Origin of the sequence: Actinomadura luzonensis (assembly GCF_022664455.2) — a bacterium.
Classification (GTDB): domain Bacteria; phylum Actinomycetota; class Actinomycetes; order Streptosporangiales; family Streptosporangiaceae; genus Nonomuraea; species Nonomuraea luzonensis.
Window position 1 is genome coordinate 3,745,624 of the sequence record NZ_JAKRKC020000001.1, and the last position, 26,811, is coordinate 3,772,434.

Genomic DNA, 26,811 nt, shown 5'->3' on the forward strand with positions numbered 1-26,811 from the left:
GTAGATTCGTTCGCCCGTCAGCGGTCGCTGGAGGCCGCCCGGTAGTGCAGGTCCTGCACGTACGGCGTGGCCGTGACGGTGTACGGCGAGACCACCTTCGCCACCGTGGCCGAGCTCCGCGTCACCGTGGCCGAGGCGGTGCCCGGCTTGAGGGGGAAGGTCCTGGCCGACACCCCGGCGGGCGCGTCGTAGGTCTGCGTGGTGCCGCCGATCGTCACCGACACCTTGCCGGCCGCGGTGAGCATGCTCAGCACCTCGACCGTGTCACGGGCCGCGGTGCTGCCGCCGCGCAGCTTCATGAGCTTGGTCTGCGCGTACGACGGCGCGGCCGCGACCGGCTGGACCCGGTGGGTGAGATAGGCCACGTCGTTGGTGATCTTCGGGCAGCCGAGCTTGTAGCAGGTCAGGTAGTAGGCGTTGATGTCGAGGTAGGCCCAGCCGGCGTTCCTGGACGGCGCGAACTGGGTGTTCTCGGAGTAGTCGTTCCAGGTGGCGAGCTGCACCCAGTCGGCCTTGCCGTCGATCGCGCCCTTCCAGGTGGCCCGCAGGTTCTCGGTGTTGCCGGCCTCGTCGAAGATGCCCTGGTTGGGGCGCTCGTCCTGGACGGACACCGGCTGCATCCAGATCTTGCCCAGGGCGCGCGCGGCGGTGGCGTTGGCGGTGAGGTTGGCGTTGGCGGCCGGGTTGCGGCCGCCCCAGTTGGAGAAGCCGTAGCTGATCGGGGCGAAGGCGTCGCGGTTCCTGGCGAAGTCGAGGAAGGTGGGCACCAGGGCGACCTTGATGCCGTACGCCGTCTCCATGGTCCGCATCCACTCGCCCCACCAGGCCGCGGTGCGGCCCTCGGCCTTGAACGGGGCCACCACCAGGCGGCCGTCGGCGAGCCGGTAGGCCGACTTCGAGGCGGCGAGCTTGGCGATCGACGCGGCGAGGGTGGCGCTGTCCACCGAGGCCAGGCCGTTCGTGTCCGGCATGAGCACGATCTTGAAGCCGGGGTCGACGGCCTCGGCGGCCTTGATGAGGTTCTGCACCCGCGTCCAGTGCGCGCTGGTCACCGACAGGATGTCCACGGTGAAGCCGTCGACGCCGGCGGCGATGGCCTGCTTGACCTCGGTCTTGAGGTCGGCGAGCGCGTAGTCGCCGGTGATCGGGGCGCGGCCGGGCGGCCGGTCGCGCAGCAGCCCGCCGTACGCGGCGTGCTTGCCTCCCTCGCCGTCGGGCTTGAGGTAGTTGCGGGCGTAGTAATCGTTTTCCGGCGCGGCGTTGTCGAGCGACACCGGGTACGGCGTGAAGTAGTGCGCGAACACCATCCTGCCCGAGGCCCGCAGCGCGGCCGTGCCCGGCAGGGCGAAGGGCAGCGGGCCGCCGGTCTGCTCGCCGCCGGAGCCCGCGGTGTAGGTGACGCTGAGCCTCGGGCCCCGGTCGCCGCTCTCGCGGGAGGACATCAGCACCGTGGTGGTGTCGGAGGCGCCGGTCAGGGCGAAGGCGTAGGTGCCGTCGCCCTCGACGGCGGCCGAGACGTCCAGCTTGGCCGTCGCGCCGGCGGTGAAGCCGGTGTGCGAGGCGACGGCGCTCGCGCCGACCGCCGGGCGGGTGTTCCAGGTGGTGGCGGCCTCGGTCCAGGAGCCGGTCACCGGGTGGACGGAGACGGTCGTGCCGGTCGTCCTGGCGGAGACGACGTTCAGGGTGACCTTGACGTCCTGCGCGTCCTGCGGGATGCCGGCGACCTTGAAGCGGACCAGGGCCTGCCGCTGCCCGGCCGAGGCGCCCCCGCAGCCGGAGCCGCAGACGCTGAGCCAGGTGGCGGTGGCGAAGCTCTTGGCGGGCTCGGCCTGGCTGACGAACACGTCCTCGGTCGCGGCGAAGCTCACGGTGACCGGCGTGGCCGCGGACGCCCGCGCGGGGACGGCGGCGGTGACGGCCGCCAGCGTGGCCAGGGCCGTGAGCAGCGCCCGTGATCGGTGGGCCATGGGACTCCTTGGTCGTGAGGGGTGCACTCCAGGAGGAAAGAATGGGGCAAGATCGTCGGAGATTCTGCGGTTTGCCACAAAACCCGCTTTTGGCACGCGACGGAACGCGGTGGGTGCGCGCCCGCTCACGCCCGCGACGCGCACGCCGGCCGGTGCGGTGACAAACCGCTTGTGCCGCGTCACCGTGCGTGCTGATGTGGCGGGGTGAGCACGGCTGCCGCCCCCGACCGGGCGATCCACGAACTGCGGACGATGACGGGCCGGGGCGTCGCCGCCGGCGAGCTGGGGGCGGCGATCTCCGCGGCCATCGCCCCCTGGGTCGGTCACGACGCGCTGCGCCTGGTGGGCACCAGCCCGGCCACCGGGCTCGGGCAGGGGTCGTTCAGCTTCTGGCATCGGTACGAGGAGGAGCTGGTGCGCTCCCTGCTGGCCCACCGCTCCGCGCACGGCGACCCCTGCCGGCCGTCGTCCCTGGCGGGGCGGCGAGTGCCGGTGGGGGTGGCGGGCCCGGCGATCGCGGCCCGCGGCACGGCGTTCGCGGCCTGCGGGGCGGCCTTCGCGGCCTGCGGGGCGGCCGGGGAGCTGCGGCTGCTGCTGCGTGACGAGCGGGGTGTGTGGGGGCTGCTCGGGCTGGTGCGCGCCGGCGGCGCCCGCCCGTTCTCGCCGGACGACGTGCGCCGCGCGGTCCAGCTCGGCCCGGCGCTCATCGCGCTGCTGCGGCGGCACGTCACGGCGGGCCCGCTCGCGCCCGTCGTCCCGGCGCTGCCCGCCGGGCTGATCGTCGTGGACGCCGGGCGGACGATCCGCGCCGTCACGCCGCAGGCCCGCGTCTGGCTCGACCTGCTCAGCGGCCCGGACGGGCCCGGCGTGCCGCCGTGGCTGGTGCCGGCCCTGGTGACCGCCCTCGCCCTCGACGCCCGGGAGAACGCCCGGGCCGGCGCTTCAGAAGACGTAGCGGGTAGCGGTGCGGACGTGCTCGCGGGGGGCGGCGGGCGCGCGCTGATCTGCGCGCCCCCGGCGGGCTTCGGCCGCTGGCTGATGATGGAGGCCCAGACCATGGACGCCGACGGCGCGGGCGACGTGGCGGTCGTCATCCAGTCCCCCGCCGGCGCGCTGGTGCTGCCGTCGTTCTGCGACTGGTACGGGCTGACCCCGCGCGAGCGCCAGGTGCTGGAGCTGCTGTGCCGGGGGGCGGCGCCGAAGCAGGTGGCGCGGGCGCTCGGCCTGTCGGCGTACACGGTCAACGACCACCTCAAGGCGCTGTTCCGCAAGACCGGCGCAGGCGGCAGGGACGAGCTGATGGCCGCCTTCACCGCCTGACCCGCCCCGCCGGGCGCGGCGGGGCGGGTCAGGCGGGCGGGGTCAGGTGGGCGGGATCAGGCGGGCGGGGTCAGGTGAGCGGGGGGCCGGTGGGCGTCCAGAGGCGGGGGCCGGTGCGGCGGTCCAGGCGGCGCAGGAACGACAGCACGCCGGCCGCGCCCGTCCCCCAGGTGTAGCCGGGCTTGTCCAGGTCGTTGCCGGGGAAGACGGGGGCGGCCGGCTCGCCACCGCTGCGCAGCAGCATCAGCTCGGCGACCTCCTCGGCGCCGCGCCAGTACGCGGCGTCGCCGGTGGCGAGGGCGAGGTCCGCCAGGGCCTCGCCGATGCCGGCCAGGCCGCAGCACTGCGAGACCACCCACGCCTGCGGGGCGAGGGCCAGGCAGGCGCGCGCGCCGCGCTCGGCCAGGTCGAGGTAGCGGTGCTCGTCGTAGGCGCGGGCGGCGTGCGCGAGGGTGCTCGCGATGCCGGACATGCCCTGGCACCACGACGCGCCCATCGGCCGGGCGGCCGAACCGGCCAGCTCGGCCAGCAGCGCCTCGGCGGCGACGGCGAGGGCGGCGACGCGCTCGCGGGCCGCCTGCCCGGCGGCGGGATCGCCGGTGGCCTCGTGGTAGGCGAGCAGGAAGTCGGCGCAGCCCGCGTCGCCGTGGGCGTAGGCGGTGTCCACGGCGACGCCGGTGCCCGGCTGGGCGGGGGCCACGGCGTCCTCGGCGGCGGTGACCTCGCCGGCGATCAGCCGCCTGGCGCACTCGGCGGCGACGGCCAGGTGACCGGGGTCCTGGTCGATCGCGGCCAGCGCCAGGTGGCCGGCGCCGATGCCGGCGACGCCGTGCGCCTGGTCGGCGCGCTGGTCGCCGGCCAGGTCGGCGAGGGCCAGCGGGCGCGGCCGGTCCAGCTCGGGCACGGCGGCCAGGCGGGCGGCGGCCAGGAAGAGCGCGGTGCCGGTGCGGCCGAAGTACAGGCCCGGCGGGAGGGGCACGGGCGGCAGGACGCGGGCGGTCCAGCGGGCCAGGTCGGCGGCGGTGGCCTTGGTCTCGGGGTGTTGCAGCAGCTCCATGCCGAGGCCGGCGGAGCCCGCGTAGACGTTGGTGACGGGCGGGGCGGCGCGGCGGGCGTCCTCGCCGGCGTCCATCAGGGTCTCGGCGAAGCGGGCGCAGTCGCGGGCGGTGTGGTCGAGGGCGCGGGCCAGCAGGTCGCCGGTGCAGCGGACCGTCGGGGGACGCCGCGCGGGGACGGCCCCGGCGGCCCCGGCGGAAGCCGGGCCGGCGGCGGGGGCGGCGGGGGTCAGGGCGCGGAGGCGGGCGGCGGCGGAGGTCCGTTCGGCCGGGTCGGTGCTCATCAGGGCGGGCAGCAGCGCGACGACGCCCGCCGGGGCGGGGAAGACCCGGTCCAGGCACATGAGGGTGCGCTCGGCGTTGACGGCCGGGTCCGGGTCGATCATGACGGGGTTCATGCCGGTGCAGGCGAAGAAGAGGGTGGCGCCCAGGGAGAAGTAGTCGTCGGCGGGCTCGGAGTCGCGGCCCGTGTGCTGGTCGGGGACGCTGTAGCCGCGGGTCCAGCCGGGCAGTTGCAGGCCCTCGTGGCGGCTGGTGCCGAAGTCGATGAGGGTGAGCGCGCCGTCGTCGCCGAGCACGACGTTCTTCGGCGACAGGTCGCGGACGACGACGCCCCGGGCGTGGACGGCGTCCAGCACCGCGAGCAGCCGCGCCGCCAGCGTCCGCAGGTCCCGCTCGCCCCCTCCTTCGGTGAAGAGGCCGAGCTCGCCGACGTGCCGGTTGAGGTCGAGGCTGCCGGCGTCGGTCATGACCAGGAACTCGTCGTCGCCGTGCCGGAAGTGGTCGAGCGGCCTGGGCACGCCCGCCACCCCGCGCAGGGCGCGCAGCACGCGCAGCTCGTAGCGCAGGTACATGCGCAGGTCCCAGCCCTCGGGGTTCTCCCCGACGTAGGCGCGGGCCTCCTTGACGATGACGGGACGGCCGCCGGGGTCGGTGGCGCGGTAGACGTTGCCGCGCGGCCCGCGGACGACGCCGCTGGTGACCCGGTACCGGTTGCCGATCAGCCGGGCGGCGGCGTCCCCGGCCTTCGCGCCCGAGGCGCTTCCGGTACGGTCGGGGGCGGGGCGGAAGGGGTCGGCGGCCCACGGCGGGCAGGCGAACTCGGGCCCGGCCGCGCCCGGCAGCCGCTCCCCGTCCGGGCCGACCACGACGAGCTCGAAGTCGCCGTTGTCGTCCACCCGGTACTGGGGCAGGAAGGGCGCGTACCGGTAGTAGACCGGCGCGTCGGGGCGTACCCGGCGGTCGCTGACGATGCGCGGGGCGGACAGCCCGGCCAGCGCGCCGGCCAGCGCGTGCCCGAGCGCGACCACCCGCTCCTCGGCCGGGTAGGCGGTGAGGGCCTTGCCGACCGCGCCCGCGTCCAGGTCGCCGGAGTTGAGCTGCCGCAGCATCTCGGCCGAGCGCACGACCTTGAAGTCGCACCCGTGCTCCAGCAGCACCGGCAGCGCGCGGCCGAGTGTCTCGCCCAGCGTTCCCGGCCGGGCCGAGACGTGGATCTTCCAGCCCTGCGCCGGCAGGTGCCCGGCCGGATCGTGCACGCTTATCCAGGTTTCGTCCTGGTGAACGTCGCGGCCGTGCGCGGCGGCGAATTCCGTCAGGATTTGCGGCACGTCAACGACAGGCGACATTTCCCTCACCCTTCCCATTACCGCTCTTTTGTGCGCGCGGCGAAGCGTGCGATTCCGCCCCATCGGCGCGGAACCGCACGCTCCTCAGTGCCGGATCAGACGATGGAAGGGCAGCAGGGGAAGCTGCTGCACACCGTGCGCTTGCAGGTGTTGACGCAGGCCTGCGGGCCGTGCAGGAGCGCGGCCAGCTCGCCGTCGAAGTCGACGTCGAGGTCTTCGAACTCCAGGACGCCTGCGTCGCGGGGCTCCAGGGCGAGCACGGACATGAGGACTCCTTCCTCGGCCGCTGTGTACGGCCGTCTCGCGGGGTCTCGGGATCCGGTACGCGACACCGGGTGAGCGTCACCACCGTCACCCTGACCGCAACTCAAACGTAGAGTCACGGCCCAAACGGACGCATTATGCGCATATCTGCCAAAGGCTGTCCATAACCGATCCAGAACACGCTCCGCAGCCAGGGAAACACCTTTGCGGAGGACCTTTACAGCCCCGCGAGGGTGACCTAGATTGACGGGGTGATTTGCCGCCTATGGCATGCGACATGAGGTTTTGGGAAATCTGGCGTCGCATCCTTTCCCGCCCGCCGCTCCCCGACCGGTCGGGCCTCGCGGTCGCGTACTGGCAGAGCCACGACGAGGAGCTGCTGACGGCGAGCCTCGGCAGGATCGCCCGCCGGCTGCCGTTCCTGGTGGCCGCCGCGCTGCGGCTGGCCTGGCAGGCGAGCGCCCGCGACACCGTGCTCGCCCTGGCCGGGAACGTCCTGGCCGGCGGGTTCACCGTGTACGGGCTGCTGGCGACCTCCGACGTGCTCGGCTCGTTGTTCGCCGGCGGGCCCACGCCGGAGCGGGTGCGGGCGGCGCTGCCGTCCCTGGCCCTGGTCGCCGTGGCCACCGGCCTGCGCGGCGCGCTGCTGGCCGCCGCCGGATGGGCGCAGGCGCGCCTCAAGCCGCAGGTCGAGCGGCTGGCCGAGACGCGACTGTTCGAGCTGACCACCCGCGTGGACCTCGCGGCCTTCGACGACGAGGACTTCCACAACGCCATGCGCCGGGCCCGCGACAGCGGCGTGCCCGACTCGGCGACGGTGGTGGAGATGACGATCGCCGCGCTGACCGGCGCGGTCGGCGTGTTGTCGGCGACCGCCGCGCTGGGGCTGCTGCACCCGCTGCTCATGCCGTTGCTGCTGGTCACGGCCGCTCCCGCGGGCTGGGCCGCGATCCGTGCCGCGCGCCTCGGCTACCAGGCCTTCCACCGGCTGTCGGCGGCGCGGCGGCGCAAGTTCATGCTCTCCGACCTGATGGCGGAGCGGCTGCCCGCCGCCGAGGTGCGCGCGTTCGGGCTGCGCGACTTCCTGCTCGGCGAGTACGCCAAGGTCGCCGACCTGGAGCAGGACGTCCAGCTCGACGTGGCCCGCCGCCGCACCGCGGTCAAGGCCGGCGGCGACCTGCTGACCGGCGTGGCCACGCTCGCCGTCTACGGCGCGCTGGCCGCGATGCTGGCCGGCGGCGTCATCCCGCTCGCGATCGCCGGGACGGCGGTGCTGGCGATCAGGGCCGGGCAGTCCTCGCTCGCCGCGCTGGTCCAGACGCTCAACCGCCTGTACGAGGCCGGCCTCTACTTCGGCGACTACCTGGCCTTCCGCGACCTGGCCGCGACCCGCGCCCCGGCGCCGCCCGGCGCCGCCCCCCAGGGCCTGGCCCGCCTGGAGGCCGACCGCGTCACCTTCGCCTACCCGGGAGCCGGCCGGCCCGCGCTGCGCGAGGTCAGCGTCACGGTGCGGCGCGGCGAGGTGGTGGCGCTCGTCGGCGAGAACGGCTCGGGCAAGACCACGCTGGCCAAGCTGCTGGCGGGGCTGTACCGGCCGCAGTCGGGCGCCGTCCGCTGGGACGGCCACGACGTGACCGATCTCGACCTGCGCAAGCTGGTGTCGGTGATCGCCCAGGACCACACGCGCTGGCCGCTGACCGTCCGCGAGAACATCCTCATGGGCCGCCCCGAGGACCCGGACCGGCTGGCCGCCGCCGTGGCGGCGGCCGGGGCCGCCGAGGTGGTCGCCGCGCTGCCCGGCGGCTACGACGCGCTGCTGGACCGCCGCTTCCGGGGCGGGCACGACCTGTCGGGCGGGCAGTGGCAGCGCATCGCGGTGGCGCGGGGCTTCTACCGGGAGGCCGAGCTGGTCATCTTCGACGAGCCGACCTCGGCGCTGGACGCGCGGGCCGAGCACGCCCTGTTCGAACGCATCCGGCGGCACGCGGACGGACGCGCCATCGTGCTGATCACGCACCGGCTGGCCAGCGTCCGCTACGCCGACCGCATCTACGTCCTGCGGGAGGGGCGGGTGGTGGAGCAGGGCACGCACGCCGAGCTGATGGCTCGCGCCGGCCTGTACGCCGAGCTGTACGACCTCCAGGCGGCCGCCTACCGCCACGACCCCCCTCCCCCGGACGCCGCCGGCGGGCGGGCCTCCGGGGCGGAGCGCGGCGAAGGGGTGGTGGTGCCGTGAGCGCGGCGGCCGGGGCGGCGTCCCTCGCGGTGATCGTGGTGCTGGTGGTCGCGGCGGCCGGCAAGGCGCGGGACGTGCGGGGCTTCGCCGCCGACCTCGCCGGTTACCGGCTCCTGCCGTCCGGGCTCACGACGCCCGCGGCGTGGGCGGTGATCGCGGCCGAGCTGGTCGCGGCGGGGCTGCTCGCCGTCCCCGGGACCAGGACGCTCGGCGCGGTGCTCGCGGCGGCGCTGTTCGCGGCGTTCCTGGCCGCGATGGCGGCGGCGCTCGGGCGCGGCCTCGACGTGCCGTGCGGCTGCTTCGGCGGCCGGGCGGCCCGGGTGGGCCCGCGCTCGCTGGTGCGGACCGGGCTGCTGCTGGCGGCGGCGGTGACAGCGGCGGTGACGGCGGCGGCCGGCGGCGCGGCCCCGGTCACACCAGGACGAGCGCTCCAGGCCGTGCTGCTGCTGGCCGTGATCGTGGCGGTCCCCCTGCTCGTGCCGTCGCGCACCAGAGCCGGACGGGCGGCCGGACGAGCGGCCGGACGAGCGGCCGGACGAGCGGCCGCACGAGCGGCCGGACGGGCGGCCGGCGGCGGGGGCCGGGCTGCCGTGCCGCGCGGCCCGCGCCCCGGCGACCTCTTCGTCCTGGCCGCCCCACCGCCCCGCGCCGCCGAGCGGACCCTGTACGCGCTGATCTCCCCCGGCTGCGGCCTGTGCGCCCAGGTGCTGCCCGCCCTGGCCACCCTGCCCGAAGGGACCGGCCTGGACGTGGTGCTGGTGACCGCCGCCCCCGAGGCCGAGGCGCGCGCCTACCTGGACGCGCGCGGCGTGCGCCTGCCCCTGCTCGCCGACCCGGACGTCTACGACGCCAACGACATCCCCTGGCCCCCGTTCGCCGTCCTGACCGACCGGGCCGGGCGGGTCCTGGCGGCGGGCGGCGTCCCCACGCCCGATGCCCTGACCGCACTGCTGGACGGCCTGCCGGACGGGGCCGCCGCGCTCAAGGGCGACCACCCGACCGGCTGACCGGACAGCACGCCGCGTCAGCGCAGCGCGGCCGCGACGCGCCCGCGCAGGGCCGCCTCGCCGCCGGGCGCGGTGAGCAGCGTGACGGTGAGCCCGTCGCGGGCCGCGTCGGCGAGGACGTCCAGCAGCACCGCGAGCTGCCCGGGCGGCTCGTCGGCGAGCAGGTCCCCGGCGTCCGTCACGACCAGGGCGAGCGGGCCGGTCCCGCGCAGGCAGTCGGTCAGGGCGTCCCAGTTGCGCCCGAACCAGCCGGGCAGGCGCAACGCCCGCGCCGCCTCCTCGAAGAAGGCCGCCCGCGTACGGCAGGCCCGCCCGTCCAGCACGGCAGGGGCCGGCCCGGCGGACACCGCCAGCCAGGGCGGCAGCGGGCGGGCGGCGGCTGGGGTCATGCGCATCACCTCAGAGGCGGTGGAAGCCGGTGTAGTGGTCGGGCGAGAACCAGGCGGCGCCGCTGCCCCGGTCGACGACGATCCGGTAGGCGTCCCGCGCCGCGCCCCGCGCCCGCGGGTACACGTCGTACTCGTAGTAGGCGGCCCCGCCCGGCAGCCGGCCCTCCCGGTTGCGGAAGCGCCCGCCGGTGTAGTTGTCCCTGCCGTCGGGCCAGGAGTACCAGCCGCGGCTGGTCGGGTAGCCCTTGGCCGACCAGATGGAGGCGGCCGAGCGCGCGTCGGCGCACCGCGCCAGGGCGCAGGAGCCGTCCACAGTGGCGCCGGCCGAGGTGGCGGCGACCGGGCCGGGGACGTTGCGGAGCGGGCACCATGGGTGAACCCTCCCGCACCGCGCCCCGCCGGAGGCGGTCCGCAACGGTCATGTAACGCCCTTGAATTAATCATAAAATACCAATAATGTCTCCACCCAATCGGAACCCCCAGCTCAGGCGGTCCGTGGGAAGGAGTCAGCATGGGATCGAAGGTTCCCGGTCTCGCCCGGTTGACGGCGCTCGCCGTCGCGGCCGGTCTCGCCGTCGCGGCGTGCGGCGCTACTGAACCCGAGGGCGGCACCGCCGTCGGCGACCCGGCGCAGCCGGTCTCCTTGACGTTCTGGTCGTGGGTGCCGAACATCCAGAAGGCCGTCGACGCGTTCAACGCCTCCCATCCCGGCATCAAGGTCAAGCTGGAGACGATCACGCCCGGCCCGGACGGCGGCTACGCCAAGATGCTGGCCGGCGTGAAGGCGGGCAACGCGCCGGACGTGGCCCAGGTCGGCTACGACTCGCTGCCGTCGTTCCTCGTCAATGGAGCGCTCCAGGACATCACCGAGTACGCCGGGGACGACGCCGCGAAGTTCGTCGACTGGCAGTGGCAGACCGGCGTCTTCGGCGGCAAGGTCTACGCGATCCCGCAGGCCAGCGGCCCCATGGGCTTCTACTACCGCAAGGACCTGTTCGACAAGTGGGGCATCGAGGCCCCCAAGACGTGGGACGACTTCGCCGCCGCCGCGAAGACGATCCAGGCCAAGGACAAGAAGGCCTACATCTCCACCTTCGCCGCGAACCAGGCGCCGTGGATGATCGCCCTCGCGCAGCAGGCCGGCCAGCAGTGGTTCGGCACCGAGGGCGACTCCTGGAAGGTGACGATCGACAACCCCGACACCCGCCGCATGGCCGCCTTCTGGCAGAAGCTGCTGGACGACAAGCTGGTCAAGACCGAGGCGGACATGTCCAACGCCTGGTACAAGGACCTGCAGACCGGCGCGATCACCGGCTGGATCGGCGGCTCCTGGGGCGACGCGATCATCCGCGGCAACGCCCCTGACACCGCGGGCAAGTGGGCGGTCGCGCCGATGCCGCAGTGGCCGGGCGCGGCCAAGACGGTGTCGGCGAGCTGGGGCGGCGGGTCGGCCTCGGCCGTGCTGAAGGGCACGAAGAACGCGGCCGCGGCCACCGAGTTCGCCGTCTGGCTCAACAGCGCGCCGGAGAGCGTCAACATCCTGTTGTCGGCCGGCTACGGCTGGCCCTCGGTCAAGGACACCAGCCAGATCCCCAACCTGCGGAAGGACGACACGGTCTTCCCCTTCTACGGCGGCCAGAACATCTGGGACGTCTTCAAGGAGGCCGACGCCGCGGTCACGCTGGACTGGCGCTGGCCCCCGGTGAGCGACGCCCTCTACGCCTCGCTGACCGACAACGCCAAGGCGGCCGTCCAGGGCGAGGGCACGCTCACCGACGCCTTCGCCAGGACGCAGCAGGCGATGGTGGAGCAGATGAAGGCCAAGGGCCTCAGCGTGACGGCGGGCGGCTGAGCATGGCGGAGGTGCTCCGGCACCGGGGCATCGGCACGGAGGCGGCGGGCGCGGGTGAGCGCCCCCGCCGCCCGTCCCGCCGGCCCCGGGCGCACGTCGCGGTGTTCGTCGCGCCGTTCTTCGTGGCCTTCGCGCTGTTCTTCCTGGCGCCGATCGGCTACGCGATCCACCAGAGCTTCTTCAAGCTGACCAGCAGCGGCCTCGGCCTGACCGAGCCGACGCTGGAGTTCACCGGGCTCGGCAACTACGCCAGGGCGCTCGGCGACGCGGCGTTCACCGCGAGCATCGGGCGGGTGCTGCTGTTCAGCCTCATCGAGGTGCCCGCCATGGTGGTGTGCTCGCTGGCGCTCGCCCTGCTGCTGGACTCGGCGCGGGCCCGGTTCCGCGCCTTCTTCCGGGTGTCGTTCTTCCTGCCGTACGGCGTGCCGGGCGTGATCGCGAGCCTGCTGTGGGGCTTCCTGTACGTGCCGCAGACCAGCCCGCTCGTCGACGCGCTGGCCGCGGCCGGCCTGCCGCACGACTTCCTGTCGCCGGGCATGATCCTGCCCGCCATCGCCAACATCGCGACCTGGCAGTTCGCCGGCTACAACATGCTGGTGCTGGTCGCCGGGCTGCAGGCGGTGCCGCCCGAGCTGTACGAGGCGGCCCGCGTGGACGGCGCCGGGGAGCTGCGCATCGCCTGGCACATCAAGGTGCCGCTGCTGCGCGCGCCGCTGATCCTCATCACGGTGTTCACCCTCATCGGCACGCTGCAGCTCTTCGTCGAGCCGCTGATACTCAAGCCGATGACGACCGCGATCAACAGCGACTTCACGCCCAACCTGGCCGCCTACAACCAGGCGTTCGGCCAGTCGGACATCCATCTGGCCTCCGCCGAGGCCACGCTGATCGCGATCATGGCCTTCGTGATCTCGTTCGGCTTCCTGCGGCTGGTCAACAGGAAGGGGAACCGGGCATGGTGAGCCGGATGCGGCCCTCGACGGTGGTGGTGCTGGCGCTGCTGTTCGCGGCGGCGCTGTACTTCCTGCTGCCGGTCGTGTGGGTGCTGGTGGCCGCGACCAAGAGCACCGGCGACCTGTTCGGCACGTTCGGGCTGTGGTCGCCCCGGCCGCAGCTCGGCCAGAACCTGTCGCGGCTGTTCGGCACCGGCGTGTTCGGGCGGTGGATCGTCAACAGCTTCCTGTACGCGGGCCTCGGCGCGCTGGCCGCGACCGCGCTGTCGGCGGCGGCGGGCTACGCGATGGCCAAGTACCCGTTCCGGGGCCGCGAGGCGCTGTTCAACCTGGTGCTGGCGGGCGTGCTGGTGCCCTCGACGGTGCTGGCGCTGCCGACGTACCTGATCTTCAGCGAGGCGGGGCTGACCGGCACGTTCTGGTCGGTGCTGCTGCCCGGCGTGGTCAGCCCGTTCGGCGTCTACCTGGCCCGCATCCACGCGAACGCGGCCATCCCGGACGCGCTGCTGGAGTCGGCGCGGCTGGACGGCGCGGGCGAGTACCGGATCTTCGCCACCATCGGCCTGAAGATCATGAGCCCGGCATTGGTGACGATCTTCCTGTTCCAGTTCATCGGCATCTGGAACAACTACTTCCTGCCGCTGGTCATGCTGAGTGATCAGAACCTCTACCCTGTCACGCTGGGGCTGGCGCTGTGGAACTCCCAGACGTTCCGCGACCCGGCCTTCCTCGAGCTGACGGTCGCCGGCGCTGCGGTGTCCGCTCTGCTTCTCGTCCTGACCATGGCCTCGCTACAGCGCTTCTGGCGGGCCGGCCTCACCGCGGGGAGTGTCAAGGGATGAAGCTCGACCGGATCCACTTCGGCGCCGACTACAACCCGGAGCAGTGGCCGCCGGAGGTGTGGCGGGAGGACGTGCGGCTCATGCGCGAGGCCGGCGTCACGATCGTCACGCTCGGCATCTTCTCCTGGGCGAGCGTCGAGCCGGAGCCGGGCCGGCACGACTTCTCCTGGCTGGACGAGGTGATGGACCTGCTGGGCGACGCGGGGATCGCGGTCAGCCTGGCCACCGGCACCGCCTCGCCGCCCGCCTGGTTCTCCCGCCTGCACCCCGAGACAATGCCGGTCACCCGCGACGGGGTGCGGCTGTCGCCCGGCTCGCGGCAGCACTACTGCCCGAGCTCGCCGCTCTACCGGCGGGCCGCCGCGGGTCTCGCGGCCGAGCTCGGCAAACGGTACGGCGGGCATCCGGCGCTGGCGCTGTGGCACGTCGGCAACGAGTACGGCTGCCACGTCCGGGAGTGCTACTGCGAGGTGTCGGCGGAGGACTTCCGGGCCTGGCTGCGCGGCCGTTACGGCGACCTCGACGCGCTCAACGCCGCCTGGTCCACGACGTTCTGGAGCCAGCGGCTCGGCGACTGGGCCGAGGTGCTGCCGCCGCGCGCCGCGCCCACCCTGCGCAACCCGGCGCAGGAGCTCGACTACCGGCGCTTCTCCTCCGACGCGCTGCTGGCCTGCTACCGGGCCGAGCGCGAGGTGCTGCGGGAGCTGACGCCGGACGTGCCGGTCACCACCAACATCATGGGGATGTGGGAGCCGGTCGCCGACTACGCCTCCTGGGCGCCCGACTTCGACGTGGTGGCCCTCGACCTGTATCCCGAGCCGAAGGACCCGCGCGCGCACATCGACGCGGCCTTCTTCCACGACCAGATGCGCTCGCTCGGCGGCGGCCGGCCGTACCTGATGATGGAGACCGCGACCAGCGCGATCAGCTACCGCCCGCCCAACCGCCCGAAGCGGCCGGGGCTCAACCGGCTGTGGAGCCACCAGGCGGTGGCGCGCGGCGCGGACGCCGTCATGTACTTCCAGTGGCGGGCCTCGGCGGGCGGCGCGGAGAAGTTCCACTCCGCGGTCGTCTCGCACGGCGGCGCGGGCGACCGCGTCTTCCGCGAGGTCAAGGCGCTCGGCGCGGAGCTGGCGGGCCTGTCGCGGGTGGCGGGCACGCGGGTGCCCGCCGAGGTGGCGCTGGTGCACGACTACCCGAACTGGTGGTCGCTCGAACTGGACGCCCGGCCCGGGGAGCTGCGGATCGCCGAGCGGGTCCGCGCCCATTACGACCCGCTGTGGCACGAGAACGTCACGGTGGACGTGGTGCCGCCCGAGGCCGACCTGTCGGGCTACCGGCTCGTCGTCGTGCCCAACCTGTACCTGTGCGGCGACGCCGCCGCGGCGAACCTGCGCCGGTACGTCGAGGGCGGCGGCCACCTGCTGATGTCGTTCTTCAGCGGCATCGCCGACGCCTGCGACCGGATCCGGCTCGGCGGCCACCCGGGCGCCTTCCGCGACCTGCTGGGGCTGCGGGTGGAGGAGTTCTGGCCGCTCTCCGAGGACGAGCGGATCGCCCTCGACACGGGCGGCGAGGCCGGCCTGTGGGCCGACCACGTCGTGACCGAGGGCGCGGAGGTGCTGGCGCGCTACGCGGGCGGCCCGCTGCCCGGCGAGCCGGCGATCACCCGGCACGCCTTCGGCGCGGGCGTCGCCACCTACCTCGGCACCCGCCCGGACGCGGCCGCCATGCGGGCGCTGACCCGCGACGTGCTGCGGCTGGCGGGCGTCGAGCCGGTGCTGGCCGGGCTGCCCGACGGGGTGGAGGCGGTGCGCCGCGGCCCCCGGGTGTTCCTGCTGAACCACACCGACCGGCCGGTGCGGGCGGCCGGGATCGAACTGGGGCCTCTGGGGGCCGTCGTAGTGGAGGACGCGTGAGCGATCCGGGAATGCGCAGGTTCGCCGGGCGGCGGGCGGTGGTGACGGGCGGGGCGTCCGGCATCGGCGCCGCGACCGCGGCCCGGCTCGCCGCCGAGGGGGCAGCCGTGCTGGCCGTGGACGTGGCTCCGGAGGGCCGGGTGGCGGGCGTCGAGTACCTGCGCGGCGACGTCTCCAAGGAGGAGACCTGGGAGCGGGTGGCCGCGTGGGGGCCGGTGGACGTCGTGGTCAGCAACGCCGCGGCCGTGCAGGTCGCGCCCGCGCACGAGACGTCGCTGGCGTCCTGGGACCGGCAGCTCTCGGTCGGCCTGACCGCGACCTTCCTGGCCGCGCGCCGGCTGCTGCCCGGCATGTCGGGCATATCCGGCCTGCCGGGCGGCTCGATGGTCGTCACCTCGTCGGTGCACGCCCTGGTCGGGCTGCCCGGCCACCCCGCCTACGCCGCCGCCAAGGGCGGGCTGACGGCGCTGACACGGCAGCTCGCCGTGGAGTACGGTCCGTACGCGCGGGTCAACTGCGTGCTGCCCGGCCCCGTGATGACCCCGGCGTGGGACCGCGTGGACGAGCGGGGCCGGGCCGACAGCGTCCGGGCGACCGTGCTCGGCCGGTTCGGCGAGCCGGAGGAGGTGGCGGCGGTGATCGCGTTCCTCGCCTCGGCGGAGGCGTCGTTCATGACCGGCGCGTGCGTGGTCGTGGACGGCGGCTGGAGCGTCGTGAAGGACTCGGCGTGACGCGCCCGTACGAGGGCCGCGGGCTGCACGGCCAGACGGTCGAGGCCATCGCCGCGATGATCTTCGGCGGCGAGGTGAAGGAGGGCGACACCCTCGACGTGCTCGCCCTGCAGGAGCGGCTGGGCGTCAGCTCGACCGCGCTGCGCGAGGCGATGAAGGTGCTCACCGCCAAGGGCCTGATCGGCGCCCGGCCGAAGCTCGGCACCTACGTGCGCCCGCACGCCGACTGGCACCTGCTGGACGGCGACGTCATCCGCTGGAAGTTCGCCGGCCGGCCCGACCCGGCGTTCCTGCGCGACCTGCACGAGCTGCGCTCGATCGTCGAGCCGCCGGTCGCCCGGCTGGCCGCGCTGCGCCGCACCCCGGAGGAGCTGGCCACGCTGGAGCGGGCGCTGGAGCGGATGTCGGCCGAGCCCAACTCGGTCGAGGCCGACCTCGACTTCCACCGGGCGCTGCTGGTGGCCGGCAAGAACGAGCTGCTGGTCAGAATGGAGGTCGTCATGGGGGCGGGGCTGGCCGGCCGCGACCGGCTGGTGCACGGCCCGAGCCACACCGGCGACCCGGTGCCGAGCCACCTTGCGGTGCTGGAGGCGATCCGGCGCGGCGACGCGGAGGCGGCCGAGCGGGCCATGCGCGACCTGCTGGACAAGGCGTGGCGCGACGTGCAGGGGCTGCTGTGAAGATCACCAAGGTGGAGACGTTCCAGGTGCCGCCCCGCTGGCTGTTCTGCCGGGTGGAGACCGACGACGGCGTGACCGGCTGGGGCGAGCCGGTCGTCGAGGGCCGGGCGGAGGTCGTCAGGGCCGCGGTGCACGTGCTGGCCGACTACCTCGTGGGCCAGGACCCGCTGCGCATCGAGGACCACTGGCAGGTGCTCACCAAGGGCGGCTTCTACCGGGGCGGCCCGGTGCTGTCCAGCGCGGTCGCCGGCATCGACCAGGCGTTGTGGGACATCGCGGGCAAGCACTACGGCGCGCCGGTGCACGCGCTGCTCGGCGGGCCGGTGCGCGACCGGGTGCGGGTGTACGCGTGGGTGGGCGGCGACGACCCCGGCGAGCTGCGCGAGCAGATCACGGCGCAGGTCGAGGCCGGGTTCACCGCGGTCAAGATGAACGGCTCCGGCCTGATGCCGCGCGCCCTGACCCCGGCCGACCTGGCCGCCGTGGTCGGCCGGGCCGAGATCGCGAGAGAGGTGCTGGGCCCCGGCCGCGACTTCGCGGTCGACCTGCACGGCCGCACCGGCGTGGCGGGCGCCCGCCGCATCGTGACGGCCCTGGAGGGGCTGCACCCGATGTTCGTCGAGGAGCCGGTGCTGCCGGAGCACCTGCACCGGCTGGCCGAGGTGACCTCGGCCGCCGCTGTCCCGATCGCGCTCGGCGAGCGGCTCTACTCGCGGGCGGAGTTCCTGCCCGCGCTGAACGCCGGGCTCGCCGTGGCGCAGCCCGACCTGTCGCACGCGGGCGGCATCTCGGAGGTGCGGCGCATCGCCGCGCTGGCCGAGACGTTCGACGTGCAGCTCGCCCCGCACTGCCCGCTCGGGCCGCTGGCGCTGGCCGCGAGCCTCCAGGTGGCCTTCGCCACGCCCAACTTCCTCATCCAGGAGCAGAGCGCGGGCATCCACTACAACGCCGGCGCCGAGCTGCTCGACTACGTGCTCGACCCGGCCCCGTTCGCCTTCACCGGCGGGCACGCGCGCCGCACGGACCTGCCCGGCCTCGGCGTGGAGGTGGACGAGCGCGCCGTGCGGGAGGCCGACCGCCGCTCGCACGCCTGGCGCAACCCGGTGTGGCGGCACGACGACGGCTCCTTCGCCGAGTGGTGAGCCTCCTGCCCGGTCAGGGCCGCTGCCCGGCCGGGGAGGCGTCGGCGTCGACGGCGGCGCGCAGGATCTCGCCCAGCTCGCGGGGCAGCGGCAGGGTCTCCAGGTCCTCCAGCGGGACGGGCAGCGGCAGCCGCCAGTTGGGGCGCAGGGCGTCGGCGCCCGGGATGTTGGGCCGCTCCGGCACCGCGAGCGCGTCGTCCAGCGTGGCCGACAGCAGCAGCGAGGGTGCCTTGGCCAGCAGCCGGTAGGCGGACAGGACGGCGTGGGCGGCGTCGGCGTCCGGTTCGAGCCCGCCGTGGGCGGCCAGCGCGGCGCGCAGCGCGCGGGAGCCGTCCTCGTTGGGCCGCAGGCCGAGGCGGCGCTGCTCGGCCAGGTCGCTGCCGGTCCACAGGCCCGCGACGGTGGGCAGGTCGTGGGTGGTGACGGCGGCCATCGCGGACTCCGGCCAGGCGGCCGGGTCGTCCTGCTCGAACCAGAGCAGCCGGTAGGACAGCAGGCCGCGCTCGGCCAGCGTCTCGCGCACGCCCGGCTCGACCGTGCCGAGGTCCTCGCCGATGACGGGCGCGCCGGCCCGGTGGCTCTCCAGCGCGACGATGTCGAGCAGGTCGCCCGCCGGGTAGCGGACGTAGGCGCCCTGCGCGGCGCTCGCCCCCGACGGGATCCACCACAGCCGGAACAGGCCCATCACGTGGTCGATGCGCAGCCCGCCGGAGGCGGCGATGGTGGCGCGGACGCTGTCGATGAACGGCCGGTAGCCGGCCTGGCGCAGCTTCCACGGCACGAACGGCGGTAGCCCCCAGTCCTGGCCGGCGGCGTTGAACTCGTCTCCGGGGGCGCCGACGCTGACGCCCTGGGCCAGGAGGTCCTGCCAGGACCAGGCGTCGGCCCCGTCCGGGTCGACCCCGACGGGGAGGTCCTGGATGACCGGCAGGCCGGCGGCGGCCGTGGCGAGCTGCCGCTCGGTGAGCCACTGCAGCCAGGCGTGGAAGCGCACGCGGGGGGCGTGGTCGCGGGCGAAGCGGGCGACGGCGGGGCCGTCCGGGCGGCGGTAGCCGGCGGGCCAGGCCCGCCAGCTCGGGCCGTGCCGCTCGGCGAGGACGCACCAGGTGGCGAACTCCTCCAGGCCGGCGCCCTTGCCGGCCCGCCACAGCTCGAACTCCTCGCCGGGCGGGCCGCTCTCCCAGACGCGCTCCAGCGCGGCCAGCTTGAGCCGCCAGGTGGCGTCGCGGTCGAGCTCCGGCAGGTCGTTGAGGGCGCGGCCGCGGGCGATCGTCTCCTCGTCCAGGACCCCGGCGGCGCCCGGCACGTCCTCGACGCGGAGGTAGAGGGGGCTGTGGAAGCGGCGGCTGGCCGGATAGTAGGGGCTCGGCTGGACGGGGGTGACGGGGGCGGTGGCGTGCAGCGGGTTGACCAGCAGGAACCCGGCTCCGCGGCCGGCCGCCCAGCCGGCCAGGCGGCGCAGGTCGGCCAGGTCGCCGACGCCCCAGCTGGTGCGGGAGCGGGCGGCGTAGAGCTGGACGGCCCAGCCCCAGGCGCGGCGGTCCGGCGGGCGGCAGCGGCCAGGGCTGACGATCAGCAGGTGGGGGGTGTCGTCGCCGGGGCGGCGCAGGGTGTGGTAGCCGAACGGCAGGTCGGGCGGGAGGGCGTCGGTGACGCGCAGCTCGGCGCCGTCCTCCAGGACCAGGTCGGCGGGGCCGACACGGTCGCCGCGCCGCCGCACCAACGTGCGCGGCTGCGCCGGGCCGCCGCTCCCCCGCTCCCCGGGCCGTCCGCCCCGGCGCCGTCCGGGGGCGGGGCGCCCATGACGGCGCGCAGGGCGGCGACCGTCTCGGCGGGAACCTGGCGGCGCCGGCCGCCGGCGTCGTCGTACTCGTGGTCGATGCCCCAGGCGTCGGTCATCGTCTCAGTCCTCCAGGATGGCCACGGTGTCCGGTGGCAGGGTCAGGTCGGTCCCGGACAGCGTGATCCCGGGGTCGGAGGCGGCGAGCAGGCGGCGCCGGCCCGGCACCGTGCGGGCCCGGCCGCCGAGGTTGGCGGCCACCAGGACGGGCCCCCGCTCGACGGTCACCAGCCCGGCCTCCTCGTCGCAGCCGGCGCGGACGCGGTCCAGGCGGCCGTCGGTGAGGGCGGGCACCCGCCGCCGCAGCGCGATCAGCTCGCGGTGCCAGGCCAGCAGCCGGGCGTGGGACTCCTTGCCCGGCTCGCTCCAGTCCAGGCGGGACCGTTCGAACGTGGCCGGGTCCTGCGGGTCGGGCACCTGCTCCGGCTCCCACCCGAAGCCCGCGAACTCCCGGCGGCGGCCCTCGCTGACCGCGCGGCCCAGCTCGGGGTCCTCGTGGTCGGTGAAGTACTGGAACGGGGTGGTCGCGCCCCACTCCTCGCCCTGGAACAACATCGGCGTGAACGGGGCGGTGAGCAGCAGCGCGGCGGCGACCCGCAGCCGGCCCTCGCTCATCAGCGCCGGGGCGCGCTCGCCCTGCGCCCGGTTGCCCACCTGGTCGTGGTTCTGGGCGCACACCACGAACCGGTGGCCGGGCAGCCCGGCCGGCGACCTGCCGTGCACCCGGCCGCGGTGCGGCGACCACGTCCCGTCGTAGACCCACGCCTGGCGCAGCGCCTTGGCGAGCAGGGTGAGCGGGCCGAACTCGGAGTAGTAGCCGTCGCGCTCGCCGGTCAGCGCGGCGTGCAGGGCGTGGTGCCACTCGTCGGCCCAGGCGGCGTCGAGGCCGTAGCCGCCGGCCTCGCGCGGGCGGACGAACCGCGGGTCGTTGAGGTCGCTCTCGGCGATGAGGAACAGCGGGCGGCGCACGTGCGCGGACAGCTCCGCGACCTCCTCGGCGAGCTGCTCCAGCAGGTGCGCGGCCGAGTCGTCGGCGATGGCGTGCACGGCGTCCAGGCGGAGGCCGTCGCAGTGGTAGTCGCGCAGCCACATGAGGGCGTTGTCGATGACGAACGAGCGCACCTCGCCGCTGCCCGGCCCGTCGAAGTTGACGCCGTCGCCCCAGTTGGTGGTGTGGCGGCCGGTGAAGTAGGGGCCGAACTGCGGCAGGTAGTTGCCCGACGGGCCGAGGTGGTTGTAGACGACGTCCATGACGACGCCGAGGCCGTGCGCGTGGCAGGCGTCCACCAGGCGCTTCAGGCCGTCGGGGCCGCCGTAGGCGTGGTGGGGGGCGTACAGGGAGACCCCGTCGTAGCCCCAGCCGCGGCGGCCGGAGAACTCGGCGACCGGCATCAGCTCGATCGCGTCCACGCCCAGCTCGGCCAGGTGCGGCAGGCGCTCGATCACGCCGTCGAAGGTGCCGGCGGGCGAGAACGTGCCGACGTGCAGCTCGTACAGGACCGCGCCGGGCAGCGGCGTGCCGCGCCACCCGTCGTCGCTCCAGGGGAAGGCGGCGTGGTCGACCAGCCGGGAGGGGCCGTGCGGGCCGCGCGGCTGGTACGGCGAGCGCGGGTCGGGCCGCGGCGGGCCGCCGTCCAGCGCGTACGCGTAGTCGGTGCCCGGGCCGGCGTCGGCCACGGCGCGCTCCCACCAGCCGCCGGACGAGCGCCGCATGGGGAGCCTGCGCTCCCCCAGCACCAGCTCCACCCGTTCGCGCTCCGGCGCCCACACCCGGAACTCGTGCGCCACCCGCTCCCCTTCCCTGCGCCTGCCCGCGCGGAACCGCTCCACGACGCGGCGGTTCCTACCCGCTCGCACCTCCCGCATGCCCGGTGCTCACGCCCGCGATTATCCCCGCGGCGGGCCCGGAGCGGACGGCGCCGGCGTTCACTTCGTGCAATGGCGGCCCCGGCCACGGGCGGGTGGGCCCGCGCGCCGGGGCGTCAGAAGGCGAAGCCGCCCGGGCGGCCGTTGCGGTCGGCGATCAGCCCGGCGAGGGTGGCGACGGCGATCTCGGGCGGGGTGCGCGAGCCGATGTTGAGCCCGATCGGCCGGTGGACGCGGGCGACCTCCTCCGGCGGCACGCCGAGATCGGCCAGCGCCCGCACATGCGGCCCCACGTGGCGGGGGCTGCCCATGAGGCCGATCCAGCGGGCCGGGGACTTCAGCAGGTCGCGCAGCACCGGGCCGATCTCCGCCCGGTGGTGGTCGGTGAGCACGACGTCGGCCGTGGCGTCGACGTGCTCGCCGATGTCACGCACGGCCGGGAAGCCGTCCAGGCGGCGGGACGGGTCGGGCTCCAGCAGGACCGGCCGGAAGCCCAGCTCGGCCCCGAACCGCAGCAGACAGCCGGCCACCGGGGAGGCGAAGACGGCGACCAGGGTGCGGGCGGCCTCCCCGGCTGCGGTGTCGCCGTGGGCCACCTCGCACGCCGGGTCCTCGTCGTGGATGTGGGTCATGCCCGCAGTCTGACACGGCGGGGCCCGCGGGCCGAGGTGCTGCGGCGGCTGGCAACGATTCCATCACGCGGGATTAATCCGGCGCGGGCGGGACAGAAGCGATGCCGACCCTCACCCCTCCTGGCCGCCCGCAGAAGAGGCCGACATGACCCGCCCGCATCCTCCGGCCGGCTCCAGCGCCGGCCGTCCCACCTCCGGCGACCACACGCCCGCCGCGGCCGGCCCCGGCACCGAGGGCCGCGCGGAACCCGGCGCCGCCACCGGTTCCGGTGAGGTGCTCGCCGTCGCTCACCCCGCCTCGGACGACGGCCGCGGCGAGCCCGCCGCCTCCCGGGCGCGGCGCGGCGAGGCCGACGCCTTCTTCGGGCGGCCCGGCCGGGCGCTGACGGGGCACCCGTTCGCCTTCGGCTTCACCGCCGCGCTGGGCGTGCTGAGCGCGTGGCTGCTGGTGCAGGCGCTGGCCGCGTCGGCGTCGGTGCTGATCCTCATCGCGGTCTCGCTGTTCCTCGCCATCGGGCTCAACCCGGCCGTGCGGTGGCTGGAGGAGCGCGGGATGTCGCGCCGGTGGGCCATCACCGCGGTGTTCGCCGCCGTGATCGTCTTCTTCGTCGGGTTCGGCGTGGCGGTCGTGCCGCCGCTGGCCACGCAGAGCGCCGACTTCTTCAGCCAGCTCCCTGCCTACATCGGCCAGCTGCAGAACCATCCGCAGATCCGCGCCCTCGACCAGCAGTACCAGCTCCTCGACCGGCTCCAGCAGTACCTGCTGAGCGGCGACCTCGGCCGGCAGGTCTTCGGCGGCCTGCTGGGCGCGGCGGGGGTGCTGGTCAGCGCCGTGTTCTCGGCGCTGACGGTGCTCATCCTGACGCTGTACCTGCTGGCGTCGCTGCGCTCCATCACCGCGCTCGGCTACCGGCTGGTGCCCGCCACCCGCCGCGAGCGGGTGCGGCTGCTGGGCGACGAGGTCATCAAGCGCATCGGCGGCTACGTGGCGGGCAACCTGCTGATCTCGCTGATCGCGGGCGTCACCACGTTCGTCTTCCTGTGGATCGCCGACGTGCCGTACGCGCTGGCGCTGTCCCTCATGGTGGCCATCACCGACCTGATCCCCCTGGTCGGCGCGACGATCGGGGCGGCCGTCGTGACGCTCGTCGGGTTGTTCGTGTCGGTGCCGACGGGCATCGCCTGCCTGATCTTCTTCATCGTCTACCAGCAGATCGAGAACTACCTGATCGCGCCCCGGGTGATGATGTCCTCCGTGGAGGTGCCGGCGGCGGCCACGGTCATCGCGGCGCTCATCGGCGGGACGCTGCTCGGCGTCGTCGGGGCGCTGCTCGCGATCCCGATCGCGGCGGCCATCCAGCTCGTCCTGCATGAGGTGACGCTGCCCCGCCAGGACCGACATTGACCACTAAGAGTGATAAAACAGTCACTATGGGTATTCGTGGGATATCGACCGCTTACTACCCATAGGAGAAGTCATGCGTCGTTTCCTGCTCGCTCTCGTCGTGGCCGCCGTCGCCGCGCTGCTGGCCCTGCTCGTCCGGCCCGGCGGGGCCGGCGCCACCCCGATCACCGGCCCCGAGGCCCTGTCCGCCCGGCCCGCCGCCTCCGCCGCCGAGCCCGCCGGCCCCGCGCCGAAGGGGCCCGCCCCGCGCCGGCCGCCGCTCTGCATCCCGCTGCCCCTCGTACCGCAGCCGCTCTGCCTGCAGCTCCCGCGCACCCGCTGACCCGCGCGGCTTCCCGTCAGCGGCCGGCGTCAGCGGCCCGCTGACGCCGGCCGCGACCTCCACGTCGCCGGGCACGACGATCCGGGTGTATCGCGGTCGTGGTCGCGGCCGGAAGGACGCGCCTGCCCGGCGTCCGCGCGAGCCGGAGACGGGACTTCGCCTCGCGCGCCGGGTCGTCGGGATCGTGCCCCCAGGCCCGCCGGCCGCGACCGGCCGCCGTCGGCGAACCCGCAAGCCGCAGCCGGCCCGGCCGCATCGCACCCCGGTGGCCGGCGTGGGTCTCCGCCCGGGCGCGCTCGCGACCCCGCGCCTCGACGCGGGCGTTCCCGACCCGCGGCACCTCCCCTGACCAGGGCCGCGCAGGGGCCGCGTGATCGGGCGGTGCCGTTCAGGTGGTGAGGCGGGTGGCGCGGAAGGTGGTGAGGGTGGCGGGCGGCGAGGCGTCCGCCGGGGCGGGGCCGGGGTGGCCCGCGGCCAGGACGTACAGCGGGGTGCGGGCCGAGTTGTCCAGGCCGAGGCGCTCGGCGACGGCGGTGTCGTGGAAAGCGCCGGTCTGCCACGCGCCGAGGCCGAGGGCGGTGGCGGTGAGGGCGAAGGTCTGGCCGAGGTGGCCGGCGTTGAGCAGGCTGACGCGGTAGCAGCGGGGCGTGCGGTACTTGGCGCGCATGCGTTCGATCACGGCGACCAGGACGATCAGGAAGGCGGCCTGGCCGCCGGTGTCCTGGCCGGCGCACAGGTGGGCGGCCTCCTCCCGGGTGCAGCCTTCGGCCAGCAGCTCCAGGCTGTGCTCGCGCACGTTGTAGTGGTAGATGCCGGGGGTGACGCCCTCGACGTTGCGGACGGCCAGGTACGGGTCGAGCTCCTGGCGGGCGCCACCGGCGGGGCTGGTGCGCCGGTACAGGCCGGCGAGCTCCCCGGCGTCGATGTAGTCGACCGGGGCGAAGCAGGTGTGCAGCAGCGCGGCGAGCGTCGGCAGCGCGACCGGGTCGGCGGTGAAGCCGAAGCAGGTCCTGCGGCCGTGCAGGACCTGCCCGTACGGGGTGGCCAGGTCGGCCGGGCGGCGGGGCAGCAGGAGGCGGTCGGCGCCGGGGTGCTCGGTGAAGATGGCCGGCAGTCGCTCGATCCCGGGCATCGGGGCGTCCACATTGCCGGCGGTGATGGTGTCCTGGGTGGCGTAGTGGAAGAACGGGGCCTCGGGCTCCCAGGAGCGCCACTCATGGGCGACTCGGGCGTCGGCCTCGGCCTGCGGGCTGTGCTCGGCCAGCAGGAGGTGGTGCCGCCGCAGGACCTCGACGGCCGCGCGGACGGCGTCGCCGGTCAGCGGGCCTGAAGGCGGGCCGCCCGGAGGGTGCCCGGCGGCGGCCTGGTCGGGGGTGGTCCAGTCGTCGAAGGCGGCGAGCAGGGCGGCGGCGTCGGGCGGCAGGGTGACGGGCTCGCCGTCGGGATAGGGATGGGCGACGAAAGCGCCCTGGTGCCAGTAGCAGACCAGGCAGCGGCGGCGGCGCAGCCGGGGGCCGGCTTGCGGCGGGGCCGGCGAGGGGCGCTCGGGTGCCGGGGGCTCGGATGCCGGGGGCTCGGGTGCCTGGGGCTCGGCGGACGGTCGCGGTGGACGGTCGTGGCGGACGGTCTCGTCCCGGGGCGGGAAGGGCGTGGCGGAGGGGTTCATGGGGTGGCCTCGCCTCGGTCGGCGCGTCGCAGGGGTCGGACGGTGAAGGCCGAGGGCGGCGCGGCCAGGTGGCTCGCCGGAGGTTCGGTGGCGTGCTCGGTGGCGGGCTCGGCGGCGGGCTCGGTGGTGGGCAGGGCGAGGGTGGGGCAGAGGTGGCGGGCGGCGGCGAGCAGGTCGAGGCGGCCGTTCAGGCAGCGTCCCGGACGGCCGTGGGTCTGCTCGGCGGTGCAGGGGCGGGCGGTGGCCAGCAGCGCGTCGCGGACGGCGAGCGCGTCGGGGCGCAGCCCGTGGCGGTGCTGGAGGCTGAGGAGCAGCGCGGCGGCGCCGGTGACCAGGGCGACGGCGACGCAGGTGCCCTTCTGCGCCTTGACGCCGCCGCCCGGGTGGGCGCCGAGCACGGCCTCGCCGAGGGCGGCCAGGCCGTGGCCGGCGTAGGCGGGACCGTGGTTACTGAAGGCGAACATGCTCCCGTCGGCGCGGTGCGCCCCGACGGCCAGCACGCCCGGCAGGTTGGCCGGGGCGACGCTGTGGTGGCCGTAGTCGTTGCCGGCCGGGGCGATGATCGGCACACCGGCCGCGATGGTCCGGGCGACGGCCCGTTTGAGGAGGTCGTCGGCGTCGTCGGAGGCGGTGTGGTGGGCGATGGTGGTGCAGATGAGGTCGGCGCCGGCGTCCAGCAGCTCGTCGAGGGCGCGGGCGGTGTCGATCGGGTCGGGGGACGGCCCGTCGTCGGGATGGTGGTGGCCGACGGCGACGACCCGGCAGCCGGGCACCAGACCGGGCAGGACGCTGCCGGGCCGGCCCAGCAGCACGCCGGCGGTGAAGGTGCCGTGTTCCTGGGCGGCCGGCCCGTCCGGGCCGGGCGGCAGCCACCACGGCGAGCGGTGGTCCAGGGCGGCTCCGGCCAGGCTGGGGTGGGCCAGGTCGACGGGGCTGTCGTAGAGGCCGATGGTGACCGACGGCTCGCCGCGGGTGTGCTCCCACACCTGCGCCACGCCCGGCACCGCCTGCGCGGGCAGCCGGGGCGGGGCGGGGGCCGCCGTCGCGGGCGGGCTGGGGACGGACGATGGTGCTGTCATCTGCGGGCCTCCTGCG

The 26,811-nt window shown here is 75.2% G+C and carries 22 protein-coding genes; 12 read left to right on the forward strand and 10 right to left on the reverse strand.

The genetic code is table 11. From position 1 onward, the window contains the following. Nucleotides 1-17: 17 nt before the first annotated feature. Nucleotides 18-1,967, reverse strand: coding sequence for a glycoside hydrolase family 71 protein (locus MF672_RS18355; protein ID WP_242383158.1), 1,950 nt, complete (start codon nucleotides 1,965-1,967; stop codon nucleotides 18-20). A gap of 204 nt (nucleotides 1,968-2,171) precedes the next feature. On the opposite strand from MF672_RS18355, the gene MF672_RS18360 reads away from it, so the two are divergent. Next, nucleotides 2,172-3,287, forward strand: coding sequence for a helix-turn-helix transcriptional regulator (locus tag MF672_RS18360; RefSeq protein ID WP_242383156.1), 1,116 nt, complete (start codon nucleotides 2,172-2,174; stop codon nucleotides 3,285-3,287). A gap of 70 nt (nucleotides 3,288-3,357) precedes the next feature. Here MF672_RS18360 and lanL read toward each other — a convergent pair whose 3' ends face one another. Together lanL and MF672_RS18370 are read right to left on the reverse strand one after the other, a co-directional pair. Then, on the reverse strand, nucleotides 3,358-5,970 hold the full coding sequence (gene lanL, locus MF672_RS18365; RefSeq protein WP_242383154.1) for a class IV lanthionine synthetase LanL: 2,613 nt from the start codon (nucleotides 5,968-5,970) through the stop codon (nucleotides 3,358-3,360). 95 nt (nucleotides 5,971-6,065) lie between these two features. Next, entirely contained in the window at nucleotides 6,066-6,236 is a 171-nt protein-coding gene (locus MF672_RS18370; protein ID WP_242383152.1) for a hypothetical protein, read from the reverse strand. Between the two features lie 275 nt (nucleotides 6,237-6,511). Between MF672_RS18370 and MF672_RS18375 the strand changes: the two genes are divergently transcribed. Together MF672_RS18375 and MF672_RS18380 are read left to right on the forward strand one after the other, a co-directional pair. Then, nucleotides 6,512-8,470 carry an ABC transporter ATP-binding protein gene (locus MF672_RS18375; protein ID WP_242383150.1) on the forward strand — a complete coding sequence of 653 codons (1,959 nt, stop codon included), beginning with the start codon at nucleotides 6,512-6,514 and terminating at the stop codon, nucleotides 8,468-8,470. Then, nucleotides 8,467-9,477 (forward strand): peroxiredoxin family protein, encoded by a 1,011-nt coding sequence (locus MF672_RS18380; RefSeq protein WP_247815298.1) that lies wholly within the window; start codon nucleotides 8,467-8,469, stop codon nucleotides 9,475-9,477. The genes MF672_RS18375 and MF672_RS18380 overlap by 4 nt, the downstream gene beginning before the upstream one ends. Before the next feature lie 17 nt (nucleotides 9,478-9,494). Here MF672_RS18380 and MF672_RS18385 read toward each other — a convergent pair whose 3' ends face one another. Further along, the gene (locus MF672_RS18385; RefSeq protein WP_242381715.1) at nucleotides 9,495-9,866 is read right to left on the reverse strand and encodes a barstar family protein; all 372 of its coding nucleotides are present in this window, start codon (nucleotides 9,864-9,866) and stop codon (nucleotides 9,495-9,497) included. 10 nt (nucleotides 9,867-9,876) lie between these two features. After that, entirely contained in the window at nucleotides 9,877-10,179 is a 303-nt protein-coding gene (locus tag MF672_RS18390; protein WP_242381714.1) for a ribonuclease domain-containing protein, read from the reverse strand. Between the two features lie 198 nt (nucleotides 10,180-10,377). On the opposite strand from MF672_RS18390, the gene MF672_RS18395 reads away from it, so the two are divergent. Genes MF672_RS18395 through dgoD form a run of 7 tightly spaced genes read left to right on the forward strand, consistent with a single transcriptional unit; the run spans nucleotide 10,378 to nucleotide 17,985 of the window. Then, on the forward strand, nucleotides 10,378-11,718 hold the full coding sequence (locus tag MF672_RS18395; RefSeq protein WP_242381713.1) for an ABC transporter substrate-binding protein: 1,341 nt from the start codon (nucleotides 10,378-10,380) through the stop codon (nucleotides 11,716-11,718). A gap of 2 nt (nucleotides 11,719-11,720) precedes the next feature. Beyond that, nucleotides 11,721-12,680 (forward strand): carbohydrate ABC transporter permease, encoded by a 960-nt coding sequence (locus MF672_RS18400; protein ID WP_242381712.1) that lies wholly within the window; start codon nucleotides 11,721-11,723, stop codon nucleotides 12,678-12,680. Nucleotides 12,681-12,685: 5 nt separating this feature from the next. Continuing rightward, the gene (locus MF672_RS18405) at nucleotides 12,686-13,513 is read left to right on the forward strand and encodes a carbohydrate ABC transporter permease (RefSeq protein WP_242381711.1); all 828 of its coding nucleotides are present in this window, start codon (nucleotides 12,686-12,688) and stop codon (nucleotides 13,511-13,513) included. Continuing rightward, on the forward strand, nucleotides 13,510-15,432 hold the full coding sequence (locus MF672_RS18410; RefSeq protein WP_247815299.1) for a beta-galactosidase: 1,923 nt from the start codon (nucleotides 13,510-13,512) through the stop codon (nucleotides 15,430-15,432). The genes MF672_RS18405 and MF672_RS18410 overlap by 4 nt, the downstream gene beginning before the upstream one ends. After that, nucleotides 15,429-16,163, forward strand: a complete 735-nt coding sequence (locus tag MF672_RS18415) for an SDR family NAD(P)-dependent oxidoreductase (protein WP_242381709.1) — start codon at nucleotides 15,429-15,431, stop codon at nucleotides 16,161-16,163. Before MF672_RS18410 ends, MF672_RS18415 begins: the two co-directional genes overlap by 4 nt. Beyond that, a complete protein-coding gene (locus tag MF672_RS18420; RefSeq protein ID WP_242381708.1) occupies nucleotides 16,160-16,843 on the forward strand; it encodes a FadR/GntR family transcriptional regulator in 684 nt (227 codons plus the stop codon). The genes MF672_RS18415 and MF672_RS18420 overlap by 4 nt, the downstream gene beginning before the upstream one ends. Next, nucleotides 16,840-17,985, forward strand: a complete 1,146-nt coding sequence (gene dgoD, locus MF672_RS18425; protein ID WP_242381707.1) for a galactonate dehydratase — start codon at nucleotides 16,840-16,842, stop codon at nucleotides 17,983-17,985. The genes MF672_RS18420 and dgoD overlap by 4 nt, the downstream gene beginning before the upstream one ends. A gap of 13 nt (nucleotides 17,986-17,998) precedes the next feature. Here dgoD and malQ read toward each other — a convergent pair whose 3' ends face one another. The 3 genes from malQ to MF672_RS18440 form a co-directional block, all read right to left on the reverse strand. Then, nucleotides 17,999-19,705, reverse strand: a complete 1,707-nt coding sequence (malQ, locus tag MF672_RS18430; protein ID WP_247815495.1) for a 4-alpha-glucanotransferase — start codon at nucleotides 19,703-19,705, stop codon at nucleotides 17,999-18,001. A gap of 183 nt (nucleotides 19,706-19,888) precedes the next feature. Beyond that, nucleotides 19,889-21,691, reverse strand: coding sequence for a malto-oligosyltrehalose trehalohydrolase (gene treZ, locus MF672_RS18435; RefSeq protein ID WP_247815300.1), 1,803 nt, complete (start codon nucleotides 21,689-21,691; stop codon nucleotides 19,889-19,891). A 116-nt stretch (nucleotides 21,692-21,807) separates the two neighbouring features. Further along, on the reverse strand, nucleotides 21,808-22,323 hold the full coding sequence (locus MF672_RS18440) for an XdhC family protein (protein WP_242381704.1): 516 nt from the start codon (nucleotides 22,321-22,323) through the stop codon (nucleotides 21,808-21,810). A 145-nt stretch (nucleotides 22,324-22,468) separates the two neighbouring features. On the opposite strand from MF672_RS18440, the gene MF672_RS18445 reads away from it, so the two are divergent. Both MF672_RS18445 and MF672_RS18450 read left to right on the forward strand, forming a co-directional pair. Further along, complete coding sequence (locus MF672_RS18445; protein WP_242381703.1) at nucleotides 22,469-23,728, forward strand: AI-2E family transporter; 1,260 nt, start codon at nucleotides 22,469-22,471, stop codon at nucleotides 23,726-23,728. 73 nt (nucleotides 23,729-23,801) lie between these two features. Beyond that, nucleotides 23,802-24,050 (forward strand): hypothetical protein, encoded by a 249-nt coding sequence (locus MF672_RS18450; RefSeq protein ID WP_242381702.1) that lies wholly within the window; start codon nucleotides 23,802-23,804, stop codon nucleotides 24,048-24,050. Nucleotides 24,051-24,438: 388 nt separating this feature from the next. On the opposite strand, the gene MF672_RS18455 is transcribed toward MF672_RS18450, so the two are convergent. Both MF672_RS18455 and MF672_RS18460 read right to left on the reverse strand, forming a co-directional pair. Next, on the reverse strand, nucleotides 24,439-25,716 hold the full coding sequence (locus MF672_RS18455) for a SagB/ThcOx family dehydrogenase (protein ID WP_242381701.1): 1,278 nt from the start codon (nucleotides 25,714-25,716) through the stop codon (nucleotides 24,439-24,441). Then, on the reverse strand, nucleotides 25,713-26,795 hold the full coding sequence (locus MF672_RS18460; RefSeq protein WP_242381700.1) for a S8 family serine peptidase: 1,083 nt from the start codon (nucleotides 26,793-26,795) through the stop codon (nucleotides 25,713-25,715). Before MF672_RS18460 ends, MF672_RS18455 begins: the two co-directional genes overlap by 4 nt. Nucleotides 26,796-26,811 lie beyond the last annotated feature (16 nt).

Excerpts from the sequence above, each read along its gene's own strand:
- MF672_RS18405 (WP_242381711.1), top strand. The coding sequence starts at position 12,686 with ATGCGGCCCTCGACGGTGGTGGTGCTGGCGCTGCTGTTCGCGGCGGCG.
- MF672_RS18445 (WP_242381703.1), top strand. The coding sequence starts at position 22,469 with ATGACCCGCCCGCATCCTCCGGCCGGCTCCAGCGCCGGCCGTCCCACC.
- treZ (WP_247815300.1), bottom strand. The coding sequence starts at position 21,691 with ATGCGGGAGGTGCGAGCGGGTAGGAACCGCCGCGTCGTGGAGCGGTTC.
- MF672_RS18385 (WP_242381715.1), bottom strand. The coding sequence starts at position 9,866 with ATGACCCCAGCCGCCGCCCGCCCGCTGCCGCCCTGGCTGGCGGTGTCC.
- MF672_RS18355 (WP_242383158.1), bottom strand. The coding sequence starts at position 1,967 with ATGGCCCACCGATCACGGGCGCTGCTCACGGCCCTGGCCACGCTGGCG.
- MF672_RS18455 (WP_242381701.1), bottom strand. The coding sequence starts at position 25,716 with ATGAACCCCTCCGCCACGCCCTTCCCGCCCCGGGACGAGACCGTCCGC.
- lanL (WP_242383154.1), bottom strand. The coding sequence starts at position 5,970 with ATGTCGCCTGTCGTTGACGTGCCGCAAATCCTGACGGAATTCGCCGCC.
- MF672_RS18375 (WP_242383150.1), top strand. The coding sequence starts at position 6,512 with ATGAGGTTTTGGGAAATCTGGCGTCGCATCCTTTCCCGCCCGCCGCTC.
- MF672_RS18400 (WP_242381712.1), top strand. The coding sequence starts at position 11,721 with ATGGCGGAGGTGCTCCGGCACCGGGGCATCGGCACGGAGGCGGCGGGC.
- MF672_RS18460 (WP_242381700.1), bottom strand. The coding sequence starts at position 26,795 with ATGACAGCACCATCGTCCGTCCCCAGCCCGCCCGCGACGGCGGCCCCC.
- MF672_RS18450 (WP_242381702.1), top strand. The coding sequence starts at position 23,802 with ATGCGTCGTTTCCTGCTCGCTCTCGTCGTGGCCGCCGTCGCCGCGCTG.
- MF672_RS18410 (WP_247815299.1), top strand. The coding sequence starts at position 13,510 with ATGAAGCTCGACCGGATCCACTTCGGCGCCGACTACAACCCGGAGCAG.
- MF672_RS18395 (WP_242381713.1), top strand. The coding sequence starts at position 10,378 with ATGGGATCGAAGGTTCCCGGTCTCGCCCGGTTGACGGCGCTCGCCGTC.
- MF672_RS18440 (WP_242381704.1), bottom strand. The coding sequence starts at position 22,323 with ATGACCCACATCCACGACGAGGACCCGGCGTGCGAGGTGGCCCACGGC.
- MF672_RS18370 (WP_242383152.1), bottom strand. The coding sequence starts at position 6,236 with ATGTCCGTGCTCGCCCTGGAGCCCCGCGACGCAGGCGTCCTGGAGTTC.